The sequence below is a fragment of the Micrococcaceae bacterium Sec5.1 genome, from assembly GCA_039636795.1.
Classification (GTDB): domain Bacteria; phylum Actinomycetota; class Actinomycetes; order Actinomycetales; family Micrococcaceae; genus Arthrobacter.
In genome coordinates this window covers 1,997,928-2,020,256 of sequence record CP143430.1, presented here as the reverse complement: position 1 = coordinate 2,020,256, position 22,329 = coordinate 1,997,928, and the positions used below count along the sequence as shown (strand labels likewise).

24 protein-coding genes, 7 tRNA genes and 1 pseudogene are annotated in these 22,329 nt (G+C 60.4%); 26 read left to right on the top strand and 6 right to left on the bottom strand.

Going from position 1 to position 22,329, the window contains the following annotated elements; all coding sequences use genetic code 11:
- Positions 1-335: 335 nt before the first annotated feature.
- A pseudogene (locus tag VUN82_09350) lies at positions 336-1,035 on the bottom strand (SOS response-associated peptidase).
- A 163-nt stretch (positions 1,036-1,198) separates the two neighbouring features.
- Between VUN82_09350 and VUN82_09345 the strand changes: the two are divergent.
- The 3 genes from VUN82_09345 to VUN82_09335 all read left to right on the top strand — a co-directional run bounded on the left by VUN82_09345 (position 1,199) and on the right by VUN82_09335 (position 2,597).
- Positions 1,199-1,744, top strand: coding sequence for a hypothetical protein (locus tag VUN82_09345; protein ID XAS74013.1), 546 nt, complete (start codon positions 1,199-1,201; stop codon positions 1,742-1,744).
- Positions 1,741-2,160, top strand: coding sequence for a HEAT repeat domain-containing protein (locus VUN82_09340; GenBank protein XAS74012.1), 420 nt, complete (start codon positions 1,741-1,743; stop codon positions 2,158-2,160). Before VUN82_09345 ends, VUN82_09340 begins: the two co-directional genes overlap by 4 nt.
- Positions 2,161-2,261: 101 nt before the next feature.
- Positions 2,262-2,597, top strand: a complete 336-nt coding sequence (locus VUN82_09335) for a hypothetical protein (protein ID XAS74011.1) — start codon at positions 2,262-2,264, stop codon at positions 2,595-2,597.
- 128 nt (positions 2,598-2,725) lie between these two features.
- Here the strand turns inward: VUN82_09335 and VUN82_09330 are convergent, their stop codons facing one another.
- On the bottom strand, positions 2,726-3,562 hold the full coding sequence (locus tag VUN82_09330; protein XAS74010.1) for a DUF3883 domain-containing protein: 837 nt from the start codon (positions 3,560-3,562) through the stop codon (positions 2,726-2,728).
- Positions 3,563-3,991: 429 nt separating this feature from the next.
- Between VUN82_09330 and VUN82_09325 the strand changes: the two genes are divergently transcribed.
- The 5 genes from VUN82_09325 (at position 3,992) to VUN82_09305 (ending at position 7,324) form a co-directional block, all read left to right on the top strand.
- Positions 3,992-4,525 carry a sigma-70 family RNA polymerase sigma factor gene (locus tag VUN82_09325; protein XAS74654.1) on the top strand — a complete coding sequence of 178 codons (534 nt, stop codon included), beginning with the start codon at positions 3,992-3,994 and terminating at the stop codon, positions 4,523-4,525.
- Positions 4,500-5,459, top strand: coding sequence for a hypothetical protein (locus tag VUN82_09320; GenBank protein XAS74009.1), 960 nt, complete (start codon positions 4,500-4,502; stop codon positions 5,457-5,459). Before VUN82_09325 ends, VUN82_09320 begins: the two co-directional genes overlap by 26 nt.
- Before the next feature lie 11 nt (positions 5,460-5,470).
- Positions 5,471-5,905 carry a sigma factor-like helix-turn-helix DNA-binding protein gene (locus VUN82_09315; GenBank protein ID XAS74008.1) on the top strand — a complete coding sequence of 145 codons (435 nt, stop codon included), beginning with the start codon at positions 5,471-5,473 and terminating at the stop codon, positions 5,903-5,905.
- Complete coding sequence (locus VUN82_09310; protein ID XAS74007.1) at positions 5,892-6,833, top strand: hypothetical protein; 942 nt, start codon at positions 5,892-5,894, stop codon at positions 6,831-6,833. The genes VUN82_09315 and VUN82_09310 overlap by 14 nt, the downstream gene beginning before the upstream one ends.
- Before the next feature lie 95 nt (positions 6,834-6,928).
- Positions 6,929-7,324, top strand: a complete 396-nt coding sequence (locus tag VUN82_09305) for a response regulator (GenBank protein XAS74006.1) — start codon at positions 6,929-6,931, stop codon at positions 7,322-7,324.
- A 145-nt stretch (positions 7,325-7,469) separates the two neighbouring features.
- On the opposite strand, the gene VUN82_09300 is transcribed toward VUN82_09305, so the two are convergent.
- A complete protein-coding gene (locus tag VUN82_09300; GenBank protein ID XAS74005.1) occupies positions 7,470-7,955 on the bottom strand; it encodes a hypothetical protein in 486 nt (161 codons plus the stop codon).
- Positions 7,956-8,113: 158 nt separating this feature from the next.
- Positions 8,114-8,188 (bottom strand) — tRNA-Val (locus VUN82_09295).
- Positions 8,189-8,460: 272 nt separating this feature from the next.
- Between VUN82_09295 and VUN82_09290 the strand changes: the two genes are divergently transcribed.
- The 9 genes from VUN82_09290 (at position 8,461) to VUN82_09250 (ending at position 12,449) form a co-directional block, all read left to right on the top strand.
- A tRNA-Gly gene (locus tag VUN82_09290) sits at positions 8,461-8,533 on the top strand.
- 45 nt (positions 8,534-8,578) lie between these two features.
- Positions 8,579-8,649, top strand: a tRNA-Cys gene (locus VUN82_09285).
- Positions 8,650-8,687: 38 nt separating this feature from the next.
- Positions 8,688-8,762, top strand: a tRNA-Val gene (locus VUN82_09280).
- A 57-nt stretch (positions 8,763-8,819) separates the two neighbouring features.
- Positions 8,820-8,892, top strand: a tRNA-Gly gene (locus VUN82_09275).
- Between the two features lie 42 nt (positions 8,893-8,934).
- Positions 8,935-9,009: transfer RNA gene (locus VUN82_09270), tRNA-Val, on the top strand.
- 57 nt (positions 9,010-9,066) lie between these two features.
- A tRNA-Gly gene (locus tag VUN82_09265) sits at positions 9,067-9,142 on the top strand.
- A 198-nt stretch (positions 9,143-9,340) separates the two neighbouring features.
- The gene (locus VUN82_09260) at positions 9,341-10,795 is read left to right on the top strand and encodes an amino acid permease (protein XAS74004.1); all 1,455 of its coding nucleotides are present in this window, start codon (positions 9,341-9,343) and stop codon (positions 10,793-10,795) included.
- Positions 10,796-10,878: 83 nt separating this feature from the next.
- Positions 10,879-11,112, top strand: a complete 234-nt coding sequence (locus VUN82_09255) for an antitoxin (protein XAS74003.1) — start codon at positions 10,879-10,881, stop codon at positions 11,110-11,112.
- A gap of 116 nt (positions 11,113-11,228) precedes the next feature.
- Positions 11,229-12,449, top strand: coding sequence for a benzoate/H(+) symporter BenE family transporter (locus VUN82_09250; GenBank protein XAS74002.1), 1,221 nt, complete (start codon positions 11,229-11,231; stop codon positions 12,447-12,449).
- Between the two features lie 13 nt (positions 12,450-12,462).
- On the opposite strand, the gene zapE is transcribed toward VUN82_09250, so the two are convergent.
- Positions 12,463-13,503 carry a cell division protein ZapE gene (zapE, locus tag VUN82_09245; GenBank protein XAS74001.1) on the bottom strand — a complete coding sequence of 347 codons (1,041 nt, stop codon included), beginning with the start codon at positions 13,501-13,503 and terminating at the stop codon, positions 12,463-12,465.
- A gap of 211 nt (positions 13,504-13,714) precedes the next feature.
- Here zapE and VUN82_09240 point away from each other — a divergent pair, with 211 nt between their 5' ends.
- The 3 genes from VUN82_09240 to ybaK are packed head-to-tail and all read left to right on the top strand — an operon-like array spanning position 13,715 to position 15,700.
- A complete protein-coding gene (locus tag VUN82_09240) occupies positions 13,715-14,641 on the top strand; it encodes a sulfurtransferase (GenBank protein ID XAS74000.1) in 927 nt (308 codons plus the stop codon).
- Between the two features lie 54 nt (positions 14,642-14,695).
- Complete coding sequence (locus tag VUN82_09235; protein ID XAS73999.1) at positions 14,696-15,163, top strand: SufE family protein; 468 nt, start codon at positions 14,696-14,698, stop codon at positions 15,161-15,163.
- A 42-nt stretch (positions 15,164-15,205) separates the two neighbouring features.
- Positions 15,206-15,700, top strand: a complete 495-nt coding sequence (gene ybaK / locus VUN82_09230) for a Cys-tRNA(Pro) deacylase (GenBank protein ID XAS73998.1) — start codon at positions 15,206-15,208, stop codon at positions 15,698-15,700.
- A gap of 18 nt (positions 15,701-15,718) precedes the next feature.
- Here ybaK and VUN82_09225 read toward each other — a convergent pair whose 3' ends face one another.
- Positions 15,719-17,023 (bottom strand): alpha/beta fold hydrolase, encoded by a 1,305-nt coding sequence (locus VUN82_09225; protein ID XAS73997.1) that lies wholly within the window; start codon positions 17,021-17,023, stop codon positions 15,719-15,721.
- Positions 17,024-17,161: 138 nt separating this feature from the next.
- On the opposite strand from VUN82_09225, the gene VUN82_09220 reads away from it, so the two are divergent.
- The 6 genes from VUN82_09220 to VUN82_09195 all read left to right on the top strand — a co-directional run bounded on the left by VUN82_09220 (position 17,162) and on the right by VUN82_09195 (position 22,289).
- The gene (locus VUN82_09220) at positions 17,162-17,653 is read left to right on the top strand and encodes a hypothetical protein (GenBank protein XAS73996.1); all 492 of its coding nucleotides are present in this window, start codon (positions 17,162-17,164) and stop codon (positions 17,651-17,653) included.
- Positions 17,654-17,667: 14 nt separating this feature from the next.
- Positions 17,668-18,144, top strand: coding sequence for a peptide-methionine (R)-S-oxide reductase MsrB (gene msrB, locus VUN82_09215; protein ID XAS73995.1), 477 nt, complete (start codon positions 17,668-17,670; stop codon positions 18,142-18,144).
- 185 nt (positions 18,145-18,329) lie between these two features.
- Positions 18,330-19,697, top strand: a complete 1,368-nt coding sequence (locus tag VUN82_09210) for a DUF6421 family protein (GenBank protein ID XAS73994.1) — start codon at positions 18,330-18,332, stop codon at positions 19,695-19,697.
- A complete protein-coding gene (locus VUN82_09205) occupies positions 19,697-20,425 on the top strand; it encodes an SDR family NAD(P)-dependent oxidoreductase (GenBank protein ID XAS73993.1) in 729 nt (242 codons plus the stop codon). The genes VUN82_09210 and VUN82_09205 overlap by 1 nt, the downstream gene beginning before the upstream one ends.
- A gap of 22 nt (positions 20,426-20,447) precedes the next feature.
- Complete coding sequence (locus tag VUN82_09200) at positions 20,448-21,560, top strand: low specificity L-threonine aldolase (protein XAS74653.1); 1,113 nt, start codon at positions 20,448-20,450, stop codon at positions 21,558-21,560.
- A 69-nt stretch (positions 21,561-21,629) separates the two neighbouring features.
- A complete protein-coding gene (locus VUN82_09195) occupies positions 21,630-22,289 on the top strand; it encodes a DUF3000 domain-containing protein (GenBank protein XAS73992.1) in 660 nt (219 codons plus the stop codon).
- The last annotated feature ends 40 nt before the right edge of the window (positions 22,290-22,329 follow it).

Genomic DNA, 22,329 nt, shown 5'->3' with positions numbered 1-22,329 from the left:
ACAGCGTTCACTCAAGGCTGGTCCCGCATCTGGCCCGAAGCTCCTCAGCGTGGGCACCCGCTGCATCGCTTTTGGTGGCAAACCTCGCGCAAATCCACGTCGAAGACACCCCCGATTGGGAGTACTCGGAATTCTCCCGCGCGAAGCCGTGGCAAAAGAATTTAACGCACCGGCACACTGGGAGGTGACGTCAATGACAGCATTCGGTGTGTCCGCGCACGCACCGGGGGCACACAGCTCGCCAGGCACAAGCAGGGACCGGGCCAGCATTGGCGACATCACATGGGCACGGGAGCAATAGCCTCTTCGACTAATTCACAAGAGCGGCCAAGCTGCTAGTCACCGGACGCCGCCGGGGCTGGCTCGATCAGTTCAGGTCCGTTGTTGCGCACACTGTTCACCCGCAGGCTGACAATGCGCGGGGTCAATGTCGGCTCGGGCAGCGAGTTGAGCAGGTGCTGGACATCGGCTTTGTCAGTGAGGTCCGGATCCAGCCCCTCAGCGAACCGGTCGCGGGGAACAATAACGGGCGACCTGTCGTGGACATGTCCCAAAGCATCCTGCGTGGTCGTGGTTAAGACTGTGCACGTCAGCAGCCACCGTTCGGGGTCGTCTTCGGGCAACTCAGGATCCGGCCAGAACTCATACAACCCTGCGAAGCCGAGCAGCGGCTCCTGCTCCGAGAACAAGTATTTCGGTATCTTCTTGCCATCCTCGGTCTTCTGCCATTCGTAGTAGCCCTCGGCTGGCAAGATTGCCCTGCGCTTTACGGCGGCGTTGCGGAAAGAGGGCTTCTCCAGAATGGTCTCGCTGCGGGCATTGATTAGCTTGGAGCCGATCTTGATGTCCTTCGCCCACGATGGCACCAGTCCCCACCTGGCGATGAGCAGGTCGGTCAATCGTGCCTTCATCCAGACGTTCAGCGATAATCGGCACATCCTGGGTTGGGGCCACGTTCCAGCTCGGAGGTGGTGGAGTGCCTTCGACCTCTTTGGCATCGAAGTGGCTAAGGAGATCACTGGTTGCCTTGGACATCACGTATCTGCCGCACATAAGCCCATTCTGCCAACAGACTCACCCGGAATAGATCCACCACGCCAGCGCTACAGAGTTACTCATCGCGACACGACCGAACCCTCACTCGGTTGTCTCGAGATGGGGCCGAATGAGTCTCAATGGTTCATGACAGGATTGCTTTGTGATTACCGAGACGATGAATGAGGCGATGCGGCCCCTTCGCGGCATGGCACAGCCTCGCTCGGAGACCAGCTATCTGGATCCTCGAATCAAGGCTGAACTCGACGAGGGCCTGACAATCCGAGAGGGGTGCCTCTTCTTTGTCTCCCAAATACACAACATCCGCCAGAACAGCGATGCTGACTTCGGCGGCCCCACAGGATTTGAGGGCTACATCAACAAGCTCCCCCTGGACTGGCTTATCGATGGTGCCGATGATTCGCCAGCTTGGCGGGATTTCGCTGGGACCAGCGACTGGGTGGCTGGTTGTTTGACCCAGGGCATCCTGCTGGGCCACCTGGTCATCGCCGCAGCTGCTGAGCTCACGGATAACCCCATCGATGTCTGGATCCACGTCGACTACGGACACGACGAGGAGAATCCCTCTGCGTCTTTCCGCTTCGTGACATACCGGGAAGAAGACCTCTGGGCTAGCAACCTGGACGGCTTCGAACAGCCGGTCCTGCGGATGACTTCCGGGAACAAGATCAAGAGCGTCGGAACATGATTCAATCGGCCGCAGAGTTCGTGAGACTGCGCTCGAGCGAAGACCCCGCGGAGTATCACCGGGCAGCTCATGAAGAGGCTGACGTTTCGGTATGGCTGGACGTCATCGACAAGTACCCTGACATGCGCTTCTGGGTCGCCCACAACAAAACGGTGCCACTGGAAATCCTTGAACTACTCGCGTCAGATCCCGACGTGCGCGTCCGCTCCTTCGTGGCGACAAAAAGAAAGATCAACATTGATCTCCTGCAAAAACTCGCCCTGGACGAAGACGACACCGTCCGGGCCGCAGTCACCCGCCACCGCCGAGCAACCACCGAGCTTATCGAATCACTGCTTGATGACGAGTCCTGGTTCGTCAGGGATGCCGCCAACGAGGCACTGGCCAAGAGGACAATCAGCCGCGGGCTCGCCTGAAATTGACTCGAGACTCAGGCCATGGGGAACGATCCGTCCTTGCCTTCCCTTTGCAAAGGGGCGCGGATGACTGCCCGCCACAAGAGAACGGTTGGGCTGCGATGCCGCTACTAAAGTCCACTAACGAGTCCGGCCAGACATGGGAGGATCCTTCCGAGGATGCCTTGTTCATGTTCATGGAGGACATCGAGCAGGGTGAAGAGGCATTCCTGATCGTGGAGCTACTGGCTGATCCCAGCGGTCAGACCTTCATACAGTCAACCCGCAACGATGACGGAACCTACGTCGTCGAATTCCGTGAAGGCAGCCCGAGCCAGCACTTCGGCACGGTAGTGGACGACATGCGCGCCGCCCATGCCCTTATCGCTTCGTGGTCCTTTGGTTTGGACGGCTGGCGCGAGAGTGTGGAATGGACCAAGATTCTGTTCGACGAATAATGGCCAACGTGGAAGGGCAGCTCCGCGGGCATGGCCAATTTTCCATGCGATCCCCATTTTGGGGGTTCCGGTAGTTGATTCACCAAGGCCACAGACTCAGCTCCGGCGCTATCAGTCGCCGCCCATGCTCAGGTAGCAGTTTCGGGCAAGGTCCAGTCAAAGTCGCGGGGACTTAATTGCTCATCGGTCGGACTGAAATCCAAGGTGATGAACTCTCCTGAATCGGGATCTATCTCGCCGCCTACAAACCGAATGCCGGACCAGACGCCCATCACGCAGGAACCCGGATGACGGCGGGCATGATTGACCTCGTTGCGGGTAACGATGACTGACTCACCACGGCTCTGGGTACCTTTTGCCTCAAGATAGATCCGCTCATTGCCTTTGACGGCCAGTGCATCGTACGGATGGTTCAGTCGAGTGTCCGTCACCGTCCATCCTTGTTCGACGTAGAGCCCCATCAACCGGTCCTGGGCAGCGTTCTCGATGACCCGGCGGATCTCGGCGTCCATTTGCTTTCCCTGACCCCGTGCACCGGGCAGGTCGATTCCACCATTGAGCAAGTCAGAAGCAGCTGGGCCTGCAACGGCAGGGTCTGCAGTGTAGAGGATCGAGTTCCGGCTGCCTGCTGGATAGTCCACCTGTGTTCCGATGAGCGCATCGTAGATGGCAGAACCGCCTTCCAGGACACGGCCAAGGAGGGCCTTCTTCGGCACCCTTGAAGTGCTAGGAAGAATCTCGTGATTCGGGTCCAGGAGTTCCGCTACCAGCACGACGCGGCCCTGATAGTTCAGCGCTGCCCAACGATGCTCCGAAATCCTGTCCGCATTCAGGGACCAGTCGCCGCGGTTGTTCTCCCACAAAAGCTCCGGCGTCACGGAGGGATCGTAGCCGTACCACGTCCGTCCCAACGGGTCGTCGCTCTCGGCAGTCTTTCGATCGCTGAGTCTAATGTTAATGACCATGAATTGAGTATCGCCGATCGACGCAGAATCATCGTGGACATCGAATCCCAGCAGCGCAGGATGCAAAGGCTCTCGCTGGAGAATGCTAAATTTTACAATTGGAACCGTGGTGGATCCTCACCTGTGATCATCTCCGGAGCCGCAACCGTGGCCTGGCGGAACGCTACCCTGATCGGAGCCTGATGGTCATTGCCAGGTGCCCAGGACAACACGACGCGGCCTGCTAGGACTTGAACACCGGCAAGGTCTCCATGTAACACTCCATCTGGGACGATAGCGACGAAGTCGCTGTTCATAATGTCCTCGCCGCCTTGTCCACGAAGCTTTCATGGGCCAAAATTCCCAGTCCCGGCTGTAAGAATCCTGCCGATGGCGGAAACATAAGGGGTATCTGGAAACAAAAGGCCTCAAACGGACGGGGGCGACGTGATGTTGTTGCAGCGGGAAGCCGAGTTCATCTCTCTTCATGCTGCCCAGCACGAGCGCGTTCTGCACTATGTCCTCCGCCGGGTTGGCGACGTGGAAGTAGCCCGGGAACTCACGGCGGACGTTTTCCGGATTGCATGGCAGCGATCCGAGGATGAGCCCACGACCGACATTGCATGGCTGTTCGGCGTCGCGAGAAACGTCATAGGCAACGAATATCGCGGCATACGGCGACGGCGTGAGTTGATGCTCAAACTCGCCGACGGTGTCCGCGCCGCCGCCCCATCGGATGGCGAAGTGGAGGCCACGGTTGCCGAAACGCTTGGCAAACTCCGCCCAAGAGACAGGGAGATCCTGATGTTGCATTTCTGGGACAGGCTCTCCACCGCGGAGATCTCGGCTACGCTCGGCTGCACCGAAAACAGCGTAAGCGTGCGCGTTCACAGGGCAAAGCGGGCATTCGCGGCCGCGATGCCCCCAGAACTCCGAACCGGTCATATGGACAAAGCGGGTGATCACTCCCATGGACAAGATTGACCAACTCCTGGAATCAGCCAATCCCGTGCGCCCCCCGAGCGCGCCGCGGCTTGACCCCCGGGCAGAGCTGCGTGCCGCACTCGATGGTGCGCCCGGCCTACAAGCCAGCGGTTCGGACTTTGTTGGGCAAAACAGAAAAGCCCTTCCCCGGAGCAGATACTCTCGCAGGTCCTTCGCTCTTGCCGTGGCCATGGCCGCGTTGACCGTCCTGGTAATAGCCACCATCGCCCTGGTCCAACTGCTGGCCCCGCTGCAGCCCACACCACCGGCAGTCAGCCCATCACCAAGCGTCAGCAGCACCGAGATTGGATCGGAGGGGTGGCGGGTGGTGCGCCTGTCCACCACGCAGGCTGGCTATGATAAGGGTCCTCAGATTCAATTGGATATTGCGCCCGGATTTACGACAAGCAGCGACGTCCCGAACGAAGGCTACGACTCCCTTTCCATCAAGATCGTCAGGGACACTCCGACGCAGGATATCCTTGCCCAGATCTACTACGGAAAGGCGCTGCCGCAGCGCGACCCCCACGCCTGCGTCGCCTCTCCAGAGAACTATGTGGAACTGGATAGCACCCCGGTGGATGTACCCGCCAACGCTGCTACGCCCGGAACGGCGCCGCCACGGTTCGTTTACCGGGTTGTGGACGGATCGACATTGAAGCCGTCCCTCGGAATCACCTCGCTGCCACCAGGGAATGCAGTCGATTCCTGCACTGAATACCACCACATGGAATCCTTCCCGGCCGACACCATGCTGATCGTTTCCGACCACTTCCAATTCAACGGCGTGGCCGCCGGCTGGTTGTCGAGCTCGACAACCTCACTCACCCCCACATTCGCCACAATTGACGAGGCCCGGGCATACATGGGGACCGATGAATACCTGACGTTCAAGCGGATGCTGACTTCGGTGCGCATCATCGAGCCGAAGTAGGAGCGATGACGATGCCCAGTGCAACGGATTATCAGCGGCTGGCCATCTTCCTCGCCCGCCGGATAGGCGATATGGATTATGCCCAAGTGCTTACGACAGACACTTTCCGCTGGGCCGTGAGCCAGGCACAAGCCGGAATAGAAATCCCCTTCGGAGCCCTGCTTGCCGCATCCGCCCGGTCCGCAGCAATTGCAATTCGAGACAATGACAAAGCACTCGCCGAACAGGTGTCCATGGCCGGGATCATCGCGGCACTACACCCTGTGGAGCGCGAAGTGCTGAGGCTCATTTACTGGGACCAACTCAGCATGGGTGAACTTGCAGACTATCTGGGCTGTTCCATCTCTCATGCAGGAGCGCTTCTGGACAGGGCTTATGGACACGCGGAAGACCGGGCCAAGAATCTCGGATTCTCTATGGAGGACAGCGCCCATGAAACCCCTTGAGCTGCAAATATCCAACGCAGCTCCAACCATCGACGTTGCAGTCCTTCCCGTCAACACGATTCCGCCAGGCACCGTCGATGACGTCGAAACACTCGGGATCGGTTTAGCACCGTCCTGGCGTCGGCCTAAATCCAGTCGGAGAAGGATTAACCAGACCATCCTTATCTTCGCCCTGTCAGCCCTCATCGCCTTAGCGGTCCCCGCCGTCCTATCGTCGGCGACAAAGCAGACGGACAACGACCGCGATGCTGGCCGACCAATAGCCAGCGGCAATTCCGGAGCCGCAACCCACGAAGCCTCACCAGCAAAATGGCGCACCGCCGTCTTGGTCAATCCGTGGGCCGACACCGACACCGCGGCCGAGGCCAGCATCGACCTACCCGCTACATGGAGTGTTCAGCGCCACGAGCCCTCGGCTGAGTACCCGGGACTGCACGTAACCGTATTGGACCAAGACTCGCTGCCTGTCGCCAATCTGTACTTCGGTCCGTTGGCCGATGCCGTTTCGTGCCCGCTGCTGCCACCGCCCATTGTCCAGCTCCAACATTCAGAAATTTCAACGGGCGCCGAACTCCTGGATCCGACCCTGGCAGCTGCATTCTCCTTTGGATTGACGGCGGAGGCAGAACCCAGGGGTTCCTTCGGGCTCGTGGCTCAAACGACCGCCGACCAAGTCTGCGACAGTCCGTTTGGAGCAACGGTGGGACCTCGGTCCGTCCTCCGCTTCGGCGACCAGCTGGTACTGGGTAATGCCGCTCACCAGTCCAGCTACGCCCGCACTTTTGTGTCGGCGGATGAAGCGCAGCAGTACGTCCGATCCCAGGAATTCGTCACGATCAAACGCCTCATCAGCTCACTAAGGTTCGCATTTCCTGAGGACCGGTCGCGGATGTGGCAACTTCCCCCTCAACGGCGCCCCGTGGGCTGAAGTCAAAGATGGCCGCCCGCGGCACAAAAGAGATCCTGCACATCTCTGCTGCGACGACCAATCCCGCCCGTAAGCTTGTCGCGAAAGGAGCCCACGTGAATTCAAAGAGAACCTGCGTCGTCATCGAAGACAATGCTGACATCCGCGACCTCATCGCACTGATCCTCACGGGTGCTGGCTTCGAAGTCCATGCCTGCGAAACAGCACATGAAGGCATGACCGCAGTCGAACGGCTGAACCCGGTACTGATCACCCTTGATCTGGGACTGCCCGACATGGACGGTCGCGAAGCCGCCCGCCTGATTTCCGCGGTTTCCCAGGCCCCGATATTGATGATCACAGCCTTCGCCGAACGGGACGATGAACTCCATGGCATTGCCTCTGGCGCCACGGCATACCTGATCAAGCCCTTCCGGCCCCGCCAACTGCGTGAGCTCGCGCTGAAACTGAGCCCCCAGGAACTCACATCCCCGGATCCCTACAGCACCTGAAGGGACGTCTGAGGCAGACCTGCCAGTCGCCCTCCGTTACCCTTCCCGGTTGGCAGACTGCAAATGTTTACGACGTCGCGCAGTACTTCCCGGAAGCGGCGGTGCCCTCCGCGGCGCACGTCTAATTGCCTACTTGATGCGGCATTTAGTGGCGAACAGAGGACCTGTCCAGCTGCGGCTTTACGAGCAAGAGCCTGATTGTCTGAACGCAGATACCCACATTCAGGAACAACATAAACAGACTCGGAATCCTGCCGCTGGTCGTCGCGAAGTCAAGGATGTTGATAACAGTGAACGTCAGCGCGAGGCACGACATGACGAGCGCAGCAATGAGCGGCACCTTGGATGCACTACGCCTGGCAGCGATATTCCAAATACCAACTGCAGCCAACGCCATGAAGTAAAAGATGTTGAGGGTTACGAAGACTGCGTGTTCAGACCTATCGCTCTCGGTGAGGGTTGCCAGCCCAGCCCCATACAACGAATACAGCCAAATCATTGCCGCCGCACTGATCACGGCGACAGCAATGAGGCCAATGCCAATGGAAGTACGGGCTTTGCGGTTCTTCTTCGGGTCCTCGTCTGCTGTCGCTGCGGGTAGGTCGCCCGGGCGCGGAATCTGAAGGCTCATACGGGAACTCCTCGGCGTGCAGGAAGCACCCTTTGCACCCCCCTCGGAACAATGTAGCAGTGAGCGCCGTCACATACGGAGCTTCTTCGCGATAGCGATCGATGCGACGCCCTGGGGGTACAACGCAAAAAAACCCCCGGAAATCCGGGGGTTTCTCTTGGTGGGCGATACTGGGTTCGAACCAGTGACCTCTTCGGTGTGAACGAAGCGCGCTACCACTGCGCCAATCGCCCGGGTAGAACGTGCATCAACTCGCTGATGCATACAGAAGACTAGCCCACCCTGGCTGGATTGCAAAACGCGCTCAGCCCACCTTTCCAACACCGAATCACAACCGCGGAATTACAACCATGAAACTCCCCGCCAGCCGCGTAAATTCAACGATCCAAGCCCATTAAGAAGCCAAAGCAACCAACCGATTTGGAGTTTCAAGCAACCTCCTATAGAGTTTTTACTCGTCGGAAAGCGACGGAATGCCTACTGGGCAGGCCGGCGTAACGGCACTGCGGACGTAGCTCAGCTGGTAGAGCACCACCTTGCCAAGGTGGATGTCGCGAGTTCGAATCTCGTCGTCCGCTCGCAAGGCACTGTCAAGGCAAGAATTCCTCGGAATCTGCTTACACGGTGGGTTGGCCGAGAGGCGAGGCAGCGGCCTGCAAAGCCGTATACACGGGTTCGAATCCCGTACCCACCTCGGTGAAAACCATGTCCTCCAGCCACGGCTGGATGCATGGGCGATTGGCGCAGCGGTAGCGCGCTTCCCTGACACGGAAGAGGTCACTGGTTCGATCCCAGTATCGCCCACCAGAACAAGGCAACTTGTTTGTTGTTGAAGGCCAGGCATCTGCCAGGCAGACAACATGTGCGGACGTAGCTCAGCTGGTAGAGCACCACCTTGCCAAGGTGGATGTCGCGAGTTCGAATCTCGTCGTCCGCTCTCTTTCATGAGGAACGGATTCCTTCATGAGGACCCGGAAACGGGCGATTGGCGCAGCGGTAGCGCGCTTCCCTGACACGGAAGAGGTCACTGGTTCGATCCCAGTATCGCCCACCAGAACAAGGCAACTTGTTTGTTGTTGAAGGCCAGGCATCTGCCAGGCAGATAACATGTGCGGACGTAGCTCAGCTGGTAGAGCACCACCTTGCCAAGGTGGATGTCGCGAGTTCGAATCTCGTCGTCCGCTCCAACGAAAAAAGGCAGCTCCCCGGAGCTGCTTTTTTTATGCCCGCACTGAGCCTTTATGCGCACACGCGGAGCCAAATGCCATTCATTATTTGAAGTAACTGATACACCTAAGAAAAAGTCGCTTTATCTAATGTGATTCGTCTCGCAGAATGTAATGCGAGCTCATCACCGTTCCACGCCAACTGGCAGGAGTACCCCCATGAATCAACAGACGGCTTCCCAATCCGTCATGAGGCGCAAGCCCATCGACGACATCGAGGAAGAAAGCAAGCACAGTGGACTCTTCAAGAGTCTTGGCCTCTGGCAACTGACGGCCATCGGCGTCGGCGGCATTATCGGCGTCGGCATCTTCTCGCTGGCCGGCCTTGTAGCCCACGGCGACGCAAACAACCCGGGCGTTGGCCCTGCAGTGCTCGTCTCGTTCCTTATTGCCGGACTCGCTTCCGGCGCCGCAGCTCTGTCCTATGCCGAATTTGCAGGCATGATCCCCAGGGCCGGCTCCGCCTACACCTATGGCTACGTGGCTTTGGGCGAGATCATCGGCTGGTTTATTGGCTGGGATCTCCTGCTTGAATACATTGCCATTGTTGCCGTTGTGGCAATCGGCATCTCCGGCTACTTCGATGCCTTCTTGTCCGGCATCGGAATCCACATGCCCACGTGGATGACATCCACTGCGGATGAAGGCAAGGGCGGCATCATCAACCTTCCGGCGATCCTGGTCTGCCTCTTGGTGACCTGGATCCTGAGCAGGGGAACCAAGGCTTTCGGGCGCTTCGAGTTGGTGGCTGTCGCCATCAAAGTGGTGCTGATCCTGTTCATCATCGGGTTGGGCACTTTCTACATCAACACCGAGAACTTCAATCCGTTCATGCCCAGCGGCTTCGGCCCGGTCTTCTCTGGTGCAGCTACGGTGTTCTTCGCTGTCTTTGGTTACGACGCCATGAGTACAGCCGCGGAAGAAGCCAAGGACGGCAAGAAGCACATGCCCAAGGCGATCGTCCTGTCCCTGATCATCGCCATGCTGCTGTATGTCGCGGCTACGCTCGTCCTCACCGGCATGCAGAACTACAAGGACATCGATCCCAAGGCTGGCTTCGCATCGGCGTTCACCGGGGTGGGTCTGCCGGTCATCGCCACCATCATTTCGGTTTTCGCGGTCCTATCCATCCTGACGGTCATGCTGACGTTCCTTCTGGGCGTTACCCGCGTGTGGTTCTCCATGAGCCGCGACGGCCTGCTGCCGGGCTGGTTCGCCCGTACGGACCGTCACGGCACACCGCAGCGCGTGACGTGGATCGCGGGCATCGCCTCAGCGTTCCTGGCTGGCGTTTTCCCGATCAAGGAAGTGGCAGACCTCACCAACATCGGCATCCTGGCAGCATTCGTTGTAGTCTGCATTTCTGTCATCGTCTTCCGCTACAAGCGGCCCGAGGCCCCCCGCACGTTCCGTTTGCCATGGATGCCGGTAGTTCCTGCGTTCGGCGTGCTGGCCTCAGCGTTCCTGATGTCCCAGTTGCACTGGGAAACCTGGCTGCGTTTTGTCGTCTGGCTCATTGTTGGCTTGGTCATCTATTTCTCCTACGGCCGTAAGCACTCGCTCATGAATCCGGACAGCCCGCGCCACCTTGAACTGAGTAAGCCCTTGGCGTAGCGCGCCTGGAATCCTTGGCACACCCTGAATGTGGTGTTAGGGTCGGACGCGGAGGAGCGAACTGGCTCCGCGAAGGAAGGGAGGTGCCCGTGGGTTTAATTGACGACCTGAAGGGTAAGGCTCAGGGTCTCATTCAGGGCAACGAAGAAGCCATCCAGAATGGCATCGAAAAGGCCGGAGACTTCGTCGACGAAAAGACAGGCGGCAAGTTCGCAGGTCAGGTTGACGCGGTTCAGAATGCCGCTTCCGACTTCGTGGCTACAACAGACGGTGACGCCGCACAGGCTCCCGTCGCGGATGAGCCTAAGCAGCTGTAGCTGCCTGAGCCCGCCGTACCAGATACGTCAAGGGGGCACCGGTCCCGCCGAGAGGCGCCACCGGTGCCCTTGGCGTTTAACGAGTAACCAGCTTCCTGTCCGGTATTTTGGTCCTTATGCCATCAGCCTCTTCCGCAGTCCAGCGCCCCTCCCGCCAGGACACGTTGGGGCCACCCATCACGGCAGGCATCGTCACCGCCCTGGTCGGTTTCACGTCCTCCTTCGCTGTGGTCCTTGCCGGACTCCGGGCTGTGGGAGCCAACCAGACGCAAGCCTCCAGCGGCCTCCTGGCCCTCACGCTGACGTTCGGCCTGGGCATCTTATGGCTGGCGTGGAGGTCGAAAATGCCTGTCACGTTGGCCTGGTCCACCCCAGGTGCGGCGCTCCTCGCCACTGCAGGAATGGTCGACGGCGGCTGGCCGGCGGCGGTGGGTGCGTTCCTCGTCGTCGGGGTGCTGATCGTCCTGACAGGGTTACTGCCCAGCCTGGGAAACCTCATGGCGAAGATACCCACAGCGCTTGCGCAGGCGATGCTGGCAGGCGTGCTGCTCCCCCTGTGCCTGGCACCCTTCAAATCCCTGGGAGAGGCGCCCTTGCTGGTTGGCCCGGTGGCCCTTTGCTGGTTGGTCATGATGAAGTTCGCGGCCCGCTGGGCAGTCCCCGCCTCACTGTTGGTCGCCCTGGCCGTTATCGGCATCCATATCGTGACGAACGGCGTTCAGATTCCCGGGGACGACCTGTTGCCGCGGCTCGAATGGACTACTCCAACATTTACTGTGGAGGCAGCCGTAGGGCTTGCCTTGCCTCTGTTCATTGTCACGATGGCATCGCAGAACATTCCCGGCGTCGCCGTGCTTAAATCCTTTGGCTTCACAACACCTTGGCGGGCATCGATGGTGGTAACCGGAGCCGGAACCATCGCGGGCGCTCCGTTCGGAGGCCACGCCATCAACCTTGCTGCCTTGAGTGCCGCCTTGGCCGCGGGCGAGGAAGCGGGGAAAGATCACGGCAGGCGCTGGATCGCCGCGTTCATTGCGGGGCTGGCCTACCTGATATTGGCAGCGTTCTCCGCAGCCCTTGTCACAGTGGTGGCTGCTGCACCGGCGGGTTTGCTTGAAGCAGTGGCAGGGCTGGCCTTGCTGGGCACTTTGGCCTCAGCCATTTCTTCCGCATTGGCAGTCGCCGAAGAACGCGTACCCGCGTGCATCACTTTCCTGCTTGCCGCCTCAGGGATCAGCTTCGCCGGAGTAGGTGCCGCCTTCTGGGCATTGGCGGGAGGCATCCTGGTCCGCTGGTTACTGAAAGACCGGGAACCGCTTATGCCTTCACACAAGTAAAGCCGGAACCGAATCAGGCAGGTTCGTGGTTCTGCCCCTCACGGGCAAGAGCCGTAAGCCGGGACACGGCACGGAAGTACTTCTTCATGTAGCCGCCCGTCATCATCTCTTCGGTGAAGAGTTTGTCGAAGGGGACGCCGCTGGCAAGAATCGGCACATCTTTGTCATAGAGCCGGTCGGCGAGGACTACGAAGCGCAGCGCTACTGCCTGCTCGGTAATCGTCTCGACGTCGCGCCACACCACGGCTTCGATCCCTGAGATCAGCTGGCGGTAGCGGCTGGGGTGAACGCCGGCGAGGTGGTGCACGAGAGTGCCGAAGTCATCCACGGCAACTGTTTGACCGTCGAACTCGGCATGCATGCGGTGCTTGAGCTCTTCAGTCTTCAACGGTGACGGAGCTGCGGGCAGGCCACGGTGGCGGAAGTCTTCGCCGTCAATCCTGACAACATCAAACTGATCGGCAAGGACCTGGATTTCCCGTTGGAAGTCCACGGCTGCGAAGCGTCCTTCGCCCAAGGAACCCGGCAGGGTGTTGGAGGTTGCGGCCAGCTTTACGCCGGCGTCGGCCAGTTCACGCATCAGGCGGGACATCAGCACAGTATCGCCGGGATCATCGAGTTCGAACTCGTCAATGCAGACCAGCTTGTAGTTGCTGAGGGCTTCCACGGTCTTGCGGAACGAGAGCGCGCCTACGAGGTTGGTGTATTCAACGAAAGTACCGAAGGCCTTAGGACCCGGAGAACGGTGCCAAAGGGAGGCCAGAAGGTGGGTCTTTCCGACGCCGAAGCCACCGTCAAGGTAAATGCCTGCACGGGTGGCGGGGGCCTTCTTGGCGAACAACTTCTTGAACAGGCCACCGCCGTCATCGGCTCCAACACCGTCAGCGAATGCGGACAGCAGCTTCACCGCATTGGCCTGGCTGGGCTGGGCAGGGTCCGGGCGGTAGCTATCGAACGATACCTCTCCGAATCGCGGAGACGGGTAGAAACCCTTAAGGAGTTCCTCCACGGAGACTGCCGGTGTGCGGGCAGCCAGTTGTTCGATCTGTACCACGGTGGTCCGTTCTTAGAGTATTTGGGTCCCCAGCAAGAATACCGGCATCGGGCGGCCCGAAAACGGTGACGTGACCAAGGCCATGTTTCACCATGTGACCAGCGGGGAAGCATTCGTCGCGGCCCATGGTTAGTGTTGGAGCACGCCGGGCCGGCAACTGATGCAGCTTCCAGGGCCTGGCTCCGCCCGTTGTCAGTGAAAGGCCATCATCATGTCCTACCCCGTTGAAGAAAACGAAAAGTTCGCGTCCTATGCGAACCCTGAACGACTCGTATCCACTCAGTGGCTTGCCGCAGCACTTGCCGAAGGCGCCATCGCCGACGGCAAGCTGGTGGTTGTGGAGTCCGATGAGGACGTCCTCCTGTACGAAACCGGCCACATTCCGGGTGCCGTAAAGATCGACTGGCATACGGACCTGAACGATGAAGTGACCCGCGACTACGTCGACGGTGCCGCATTCGCCGCTTTGGCTGCATCCAAGGGCATCTCCCGCGACACCACTGTGGTGATCTACGGTGACAAGTCCAACTGGTGGGCAGCCTACGCCCTCTGGGTCTTCACGCTGTTCGGACACGAAGATGTGCGCCTGCTGGACGGCGGCCGCGACAAGTGGATCGCTGAAGGCCGCGAATTGACCACGGATGTACCGACGCCGGCCCCGGGCACCTACCCGGAAGTTGAGCGCAACGACGCTCCCATCCGGGCCTTCAAGGAGGACGTCCTGGCTCACCTGGGCAACCCCCTGATCGATGTCCGCTCCCCCGAGGAGTACACGGGCCAGCGCACTCACATGCCCGCGTACCCCGAAGAAGGCGCACTGCGTGGCGGTCATATCCCTACGGCCGCTTCGATTCCGTGGGCCCGGGCTGCTGCTGAGGACGGCACCTACCGTTCCCGTGAGGAACTGGAAGCCCTCTACCTCGGCGAAGCCGGCCTGACGGCGGGCGACGACGTCGTGGCTTACTGCCGCATTGGCGAGCGGTCCAGCCACACCTGGTTCGCGCTTAAGTATCTGCTGGGCTTTGAGACCGTCCGCAACTACGACGGTTCCTGGACCGAATGGGGCAACGCGGTCCGCGTACCCATCGTCAAGGGCGCCGAGCGCGGTTCCGTACCGGCAGCCTTGGTCCGTAACTAGCGATACAACGTAACCAGCGATGCAATCAGCACCGTTGTGCGTAAGCTAGAAGTGATGAGTACCAACACTTTGCCCGCCGCACTGGCGGAAATCGTCGATGACTTCCAGGCACTGACCGAGCCTGACCGCCTGCAACTGCTGCTCGAGTTCTCCCGTGGGTTGCCCGAACTTCCGGAGCGCCTCAAGGACCACCCGGAGCTGCTGGAGCAGGTTGTGGAGTGCCAATCGCCTCTGTTCCTTACGATCGAATCCGAGAAAAACAAAGACGACGCCGAAGGCCCCCGCGCCTACCGGTTGTTTTTCAAAGCTCCTCCGGAGGCTCCCACCACGCGTGGATTCGCCGGGGTACTGCACGAAGGACTCGATGGGTTGACTGCCCAGGAAATTCTGGACGTTCCGGACGACATGCCGGAGTTGCTGGGATTGACCAGGGCTATCACTCCCCTGCGTATGCGCGGCATGACCGCCATGCTGGGCCGTATCAAGCGGAAAGTGGCGGCCGCAAGCCGCTTGGAACGCTAAGCAACTTTCCGCAAGGCAAGGCTGAGAGGCGTCCTGGCACACATGGCCAAGAAGATGGCATCACAGGGAACGCCGGCCACTGCAGCACTCGCTGCGGCCGGCGTTCCCTTCGTGCTGCACCCGTACTCCCATGATCCGTCGGCCTCAAGCTACGGGCTGGAAGCTGCCGAAGTCCTTGGCATCGATCCCAAGCGGGTTTTCAAGACATTGATGGTGGAAGTCGAAGGCAAACTCGCCGTGGGCATCGTCCCCGTTTCCGGAAACCTGGACCTCAAGTCCGTGGCGGCAGCCCTGGGTTCGAAGAAGGCAGCCATGGCCGACCCCAAGGCGGCCGAGCGCAGGACAGGCTACGTTTTGGGCGGAATCTCGCCCTTGGGCCAGCGCCAACCCTCCCCCACTGTCCTGGACGAGTCGGCTTTGTCCTTTGACACCATCCTGGTGTCCGGTGGGCGACGCGGTCTCGACATCGAGCTTGCCCCAGGGGACCTGGTCCGGCTGACCAAAGCAGTGACGGCGCCAATCGGCTCCAAGGGCTAACATCACCCAGGGCTAGCGTCACCCAGCCTGCGCGTTACCCTCCGACTGCGCGGCACGTTCTGACAGACCAGCAGCCTCCGACTGCCCGGGATTGTTCCGGGGAGCCAACTGACGCTGCAGCCATGAGCGAACCAGCCGTTCCCATTTCTCCGGGTCAACGTTCCATTCCTTCGTGTGCCGCGCTCCATGGAATGGTTCGAACGTCACCATGTCCGGGTTCTTCTCCGCAAGGCTCGCAGAAGGCTCAAAGGGGACGTAGTCGTCGTCAACACTGTGGATCAGCAGTGTTGGGGTTCGTAACTCCACGGCTCGTGCTTCCCAGTCCATCGCTTTGAAATCCACGGGAGCGGAAAGTCCTGTCAGCCTGCGACCCAGTGGATGCCCGAGCATCAACTGCCCGTACCGGCCCACGTTGTAGGGGATCCTGTTCATCTCTGCATGGTGGGCCATCACGTTGACCCAATTGATCACTGGCGCGTCCAGCACCAAAGCACGGATCAGGTGCCTGTGCTTGGACAGATCTGCTGTTTGGAGGCTGATCGCTCCACCCATGGACCAACCGAACAGGACCACTTCCCGGGCACCATGTGCCATCGCATATTCGATCGCGGCTTCCACGTCCCGCCACTCGGTGGAGCCTAGGCCGTACCGGCCATCAAGTGCCGAGGGCGCAACTCCGTCATTACGGTACGAAATCAGCAAGCTGTCCAGTCCCAGCTCCCGCGCCGTCCGGACAGCCCTGAGGCCTTCAAGCCTGGTGGCACCGCGGCCGTGCACCATGATCGCCCAGATGGGTGCGTGGGTAGCTGCATCCGCCCGGACCAGCCATGCCGGCGCCTTTCCGACGTCGAGGTCAATCTCCACCTCCTCGGCGGCGAGGCCGATGGCCGCAGGATCCGGGTACGTTGCCCCGCTCCACCATCCCCGGCGGGCTTCAGCCAGATTGCCGCCGTAAACCTCTTCGACCTCGCGCAGCACCGTTTGTTCAGCTGGTGAGTAGGACACGATCCTGCCAATCCTGGCATGGCCTTTGCCGCCCTCGAAGAAGAGGCTGAACACGCCGTCGATGGTGGTGTCAGGGGTGGCCGCAAGGATGACCTGCAGTCCCTTGTCGCTGCGGATGAGGGCGAGAACCTCCTGGTCCTCATGACGGGCAGCGGGCGTAATGACGCGGCGGGCAAAATACACTGCGAGCGCGGAGGATCCTGCACCGACGAGTCCTGCGAGTGTCCCTCCGGTGAGGATTCCCGCGATGGCCCATTTGGTGCTCAGGGACATTTTCTTCTCTGCAGCGTTGCTTGCTGACCGGGTATTCAATGCCATGGCTCCATTGTCGCCGTTCAGTAGCCGTGGTCCATGCACGTGGAGGGCGCGCGGCGGATTGGTTGCCCGGAAATGGCCTGGCAGGAATTGAGTGCCGAAAATCTGCGTCGTCTTGTTCGGCGGGACTACGCTGTAGCCATGAGCGATCCCATCGTCATCCTGACAGAAGAGCCCCTTGGTCCCGACGACCGCGTCAACATCGCCAAATTGGTCGACGGCGGCGACGCACCCTTGGTTGTCCTGGTCCCGGCCAATACCGAGCGACATCTCCTGGTTGATTTCCTGGAGAACCTTTCCATGCTTGATATTGCCAAAGCTTTCCGGGAACTTGGTGGCCAGTCCCCCAACCCGGATGTTGAGCGGGCGGAGGCGTCGGAAACCCTGGCCACTTCTTTGGCTGCGCTGCAAGGTTTGGGCGGCGGTGTCACGGGAGAGATTGTCGACGGCGGTGCCGTGGCCGGCCTGGTATCGAAGGTCCGGGCCTTGGATGCCGCGCAAGCTGTGGTGGTAACGCGTCCGCACGCAATCGCGGATACTTTCCACACGGATTGGGCCAATAAGGCGCAGGACCAGTTGGGGCTTCCCGTTCTTCACTTGTATGCGGGTTCGGGATTTATCGGCGACTCGTGAGCGTTGCATAAGACATGAACACTCCTGAGAACACCAGCAAGACCACGGGCGTGCCCATGGAGAAGTCCGACGCCCAGTGGCGTGATGAGCTAACCCCTGATGAGTACCGAGTGCTGCGCCAGGCCGGTACTGAGCGGCCTTACACCGGCGAGTACTGGGACACTCATACAGAGGGCGTTTATCAGTGCCGCGCTTGTGGCAGTCAGTTGTTCACCAGCCACGAAAAGTTTGATTCCCATTGCGGTTGGCCGTCTTTCTGGGCGCCGTTGGCGGAGGGCACGGTGCGTTACCTGCATGACCGCACTATGGGGATGGACCGGGTGGAAGTCCGGTGCGCGAACTGCGATTCGCATTTGGGTCACGTGTTTGAAGGCGAGGGGTACGGCACTCCCACGGATCAGCGGTTCTGCATTAATTCGATCTCGCTGCGGCTTGTGGAATCGAAAGAGCCAGTTGAGTCCATGGAGCCAGCCGAGTCCGACAAGAAGTAGGCCCTTCCGGGGCGGGCTCGCAAGCGGCGCCCGTCCCGGGACGCACAGCTGCTGCATCTCGAGCACTTTGAAACAACCCTTTGCAACAGTCTTGCTTATGCTCAGCCCATTTTTGGATTAGCTAAGCTTTTCGGTTGCTACGCTCACATCAGAAACATGAACGACTTCTGAAAGGACGAGCATCAATGACCATCACTGCCACCGCCGCCCTCCCGCGTGTCACGGCCGACAACATGGAGTGGACTGCCCTCAAGGCCGCTGTCACCGCACTTCAGGGATACCAGGAGCAGGACGGTTCCATTGCGGATCCGGCCGTCCACGCAGAAGCCGCACAACTGGTAGCAACGATTTCGGATGCCATCATCGCGTTGGCCCTTCACTTCCCGCACGACGCCCGATACCTTGAACTGTTGGTGGAAGACTTCAGCCGCTGGGTCCAGGGCGGGTTTGGAGTTCCGGATTTCCTGGACTCCCTCCAGGCCTTCCAGCCGCAGGAGCAGCGGGTCGATGGCCTCCAGCATCTGGTGGTCTTCCCGATGTATACCCAGAACGGCAGCACCACCCGCTTGGTCGAAGCTGTCTTGATCGAGGTCATTTGGCCGGAGTTCATTGGCGGACTGGAAGCCGGCGAGTACTCCAACAAGCTCTTCGTTCCCATTCGTTTTGTTGATTTCACCCCGGGCTACGACACCAATTCGGCAGTCCTCTTCCCGGAGACAGTGGCTGTCCGCGAGACACCGACGTTCACGTGGGGCGCCATCTTTGCAGACCGTGAAGCGGCCCGCTTCCGCCGCGTACTCAAAGCTGCGGCTGCCACCACATCGCTTGTGCTCCCTGCGGACGCCGCGGAGCTCCTTGAAGACCAGGAACTCACCCAGCGCACCTTCGTCATGTGGGACTTGATCCACGACCGCACACACATGCGTGGTGACCTTCCCTTTGATCCGTTCATGATCAAGCAGCGCATGCCGTTCTTCCTCTACTCCTTGGAAGAGCTCCGGTGCGATCTGACCGCCTTCCGGGAGTCAGTGCGCATCGAAAAGGACGAGAACGCCGATCCTGATGCCCGCAAGCACGCCAAGCTCGTGCAGTACGCAGTGATTTTTGACCGGATCTTCCGATTCGCCATCACCGGCAGCCGCGTTCGGAATTACGACGGCCTTGGCGGCCAGCTCCTGTTCGCGTGGATGCACCAACACCACGTGCTGCACTGGACGGACAGCAAGCTCAGCATCGACTGGGATGAAGCAGCCGACGTTGTGGTGGAGCTTGGTGCCAGGATCGAAGAGCTGTACTGGCGTTCCATCGACCGCCCGAAGGCTGCCCACTGGCTTGCGGCCTATGAGCTCATTTCCGGTACAGTGACTCCGCACCCGGCGTCGATCTGGGCCAAGGGCCCTGAAGCCCTGCCTTTGAACGGCGCCCCCCGCGGCCTTACTGACCAAGTCCTGGACGATGAGTTCCCGCTGTCCATGTTCTACGAAGCATTGGAGAAGAAAATGCGCCCTGTTATCGAATCCACCACCGGCATCACTGGCGCGACGGCGGCCTGATGAGCCCACTGACAGTCCTGGTGACCGGCGGCAGCAGCGCGTCCGGTGTAGCTGCGGCGCGCGCTTTGGCGGCCGCCGGTTACAGGGTTTTCACCATCGGTTCAGACGATGTCCGTATCAAGGCCGCATCCTTGGAGGCCGGTGATGGCGTGACCCCGCTGGTTTGCGACCTCGCCAGCCTTGATTCTGTTCGCGAACTTGCAGAGACGATTCATCAGCTCGGCGTCGAGCGAATAGACGGCGTCATCCATCTCGTGGGCGGCTGGCGCAGTGCGACCGGCATCGAGGACCAGTCCGACGACGACTGGGAATCCCTTGAAGAGGGCGCGATTACCACCCTGCGCAACGTCTCGCGCGTTTTCTATCGCCAGTTGGAAGAGTCACCCCATGGCCGCTTTGCCATGGTCTCATCCACCGTCGTGTCTGCACCGACCGCCGCGACAGCAAGCTACGCAGCTGCCAAGGCCGCCGCAGAAGCCTGGACCCTCGCGGTAGCCGACGGTTTCCGGCAAGATCAGTCAGGAAACAAACAAACCCCGGCACCACAACACAGCGCCGCCGGGATCTTCGTGGTCAAATCCCTCGTCGATGCCGCCATGCGGCGCGCGCACCCGGAGCGGCGCTTCCCAGGCTACACGGACGTCGAAGAACTGGCTGCCGCCGTCGTCGAACTCTTTAGCGAACCGGCGGACACCCTCAACGGCCAGCGCATCCTGCTGGCCAAATAGACTTGAAAGCGTGAATGAACCAGTGACGAGCACAACAGAGGCGCTCCACAGCGCCACCGCCACAACCGGCCACGGCCAACTCCACGACCCCTCGGTTCGAGGCTTTGCTTCGGACAATTATTCGGGAGTCCACCCCGAGGTCCTCGCTGCTCTGGCTACAGCCAACGGAGGCCACCAGGTCTCCTATGGTGAGGACGTTTACACCGCCCGGCTCCAGGAGGTCCTGGAACAGCAGTTCGGCAGCGGCATCGAAACCTTCCCGGTCTTCAACGGCACAGGCGCCAACGTCCTGTCCCTGCAATCGCTCCTTCCCCGCTGGGGTGCCGTCATTTGCGCTTCCACGGCGCACATCAACATGGACGAGAATGGTGCGCCCGAGCGGGTTGGCGGTATCAAGCTGCTGCAGATACCCACCGAAGACGGAAAACTCACGCCTGCGTTGATCGACCGCGAAGCCTGGGGCTGGGGCGATGAGCACCGCGCTCAGCCCCTGGTTGTCTCCATTACCCAGACCACCGAGTTGGGCACGTGCTACACCCCTGAAGAAGTGCGGGCCATCGCCGATCACGCCCATGCCAAAGGCATGAAGTTGCACATGGATGGAGCGCGGCTGGCAAACGCGGCAGCACACCTTGGCGTTCCCCTGCGTACGTTCACGCGCGACGCCGGTGTGGACATCCTGTCGTTCGGCGGCACCAAGAACGGACTGCTTTTTGGTGAAGTCGTGGTTGCCCTCAACCCTGAAGCCGCCGACGGCCTGAAATTCCTTCGCAAAATGAACATGCAGCTGGCTTCGAAGATGCGCTTCATCTCGGCGCAATTCATCGCCTTGCTGGAGGACGGACTGTGGCTACGGTCAGCTGCCCACGCCAACGCGATGGCAGCACGCCTGCGCTCGGCCATCGAGGGTATCGACGGCGTGGAGCCCACCCAGGCCACACAGTCGAACGGCGTCTTCGCGATTCTGCCCGGCGGAGTCGCCGACCGCCTGCGCTCATCCTTCGCCTTTTACGATTGGGACGCTGCCCGTGGTGAAGTCAGATGGATGTGCTCCTTCGATACCACGGAGGAAGATATCGACGCCTTCGTCGCCGCCATTAAGCGGGAGCTTGCCACCGATTTGGCGGCCGGCTAACAAGTGAACAAGGAATTGTCCGGGGCGGCGAGCCTACAGGGATTCGCTGCCCCGGACGCATAATCTGCGATGGTGAACGCCCTCGCCCAGGTTCCCTCGGAATTTCTTTCCGCCTTGGGATCGCTACGAAAAGCACAATGCCGCAGCGAACTGCGGTTGGACGAAATCCCTGCGCCCGCCCGTCTGGCACCATACGCTGTGGCCCTTGGAGCGGAAGTCTTCAGCCCGACGGCAGCCACCCGCCAAATTCCGGTCCACGGCCCTGCAGCCAAAGCCTTCGCCGAAAAGCAGAACGCCAGCCCTCCGGATGAAGAGGACGACGAGCTGGCTACCGGCCGTTTCATCCTGCTGTACGACCCCGACGGCTCGGCAGTATGGGAAGGCGAATTCCGGATTGTCACCTATATCCGCGCCCAGATGGACGCCGAGATGGGAAATGACACCATGCTGGGTTCCGTCGCGTGGACCTGGCTGGTGGAAGCCCTTGAAAACCATGCTGCCCAGTACCGCGCTGCGGGAGGTACTGCAACAAGGATTCTTTCGGAGAGCTTCGGCACCCTGTCCGATCGCCCCGACACGATAGATATCGAATTGCGTGCCTCCTGGACTCCTGCCACGGCAAATGTGCAAGCGCACCTGGAGGCCTGGTCTGACATGGTTTGTACGTTCGCCGGGCTGCCCCCCTTGCCGCCGGGCGTTACCGGACTACCCAACAGGAGGCTCAATTGATTGCCCTGAATTCGTCCACAAGGGCCTGCCGCAGCAGGAA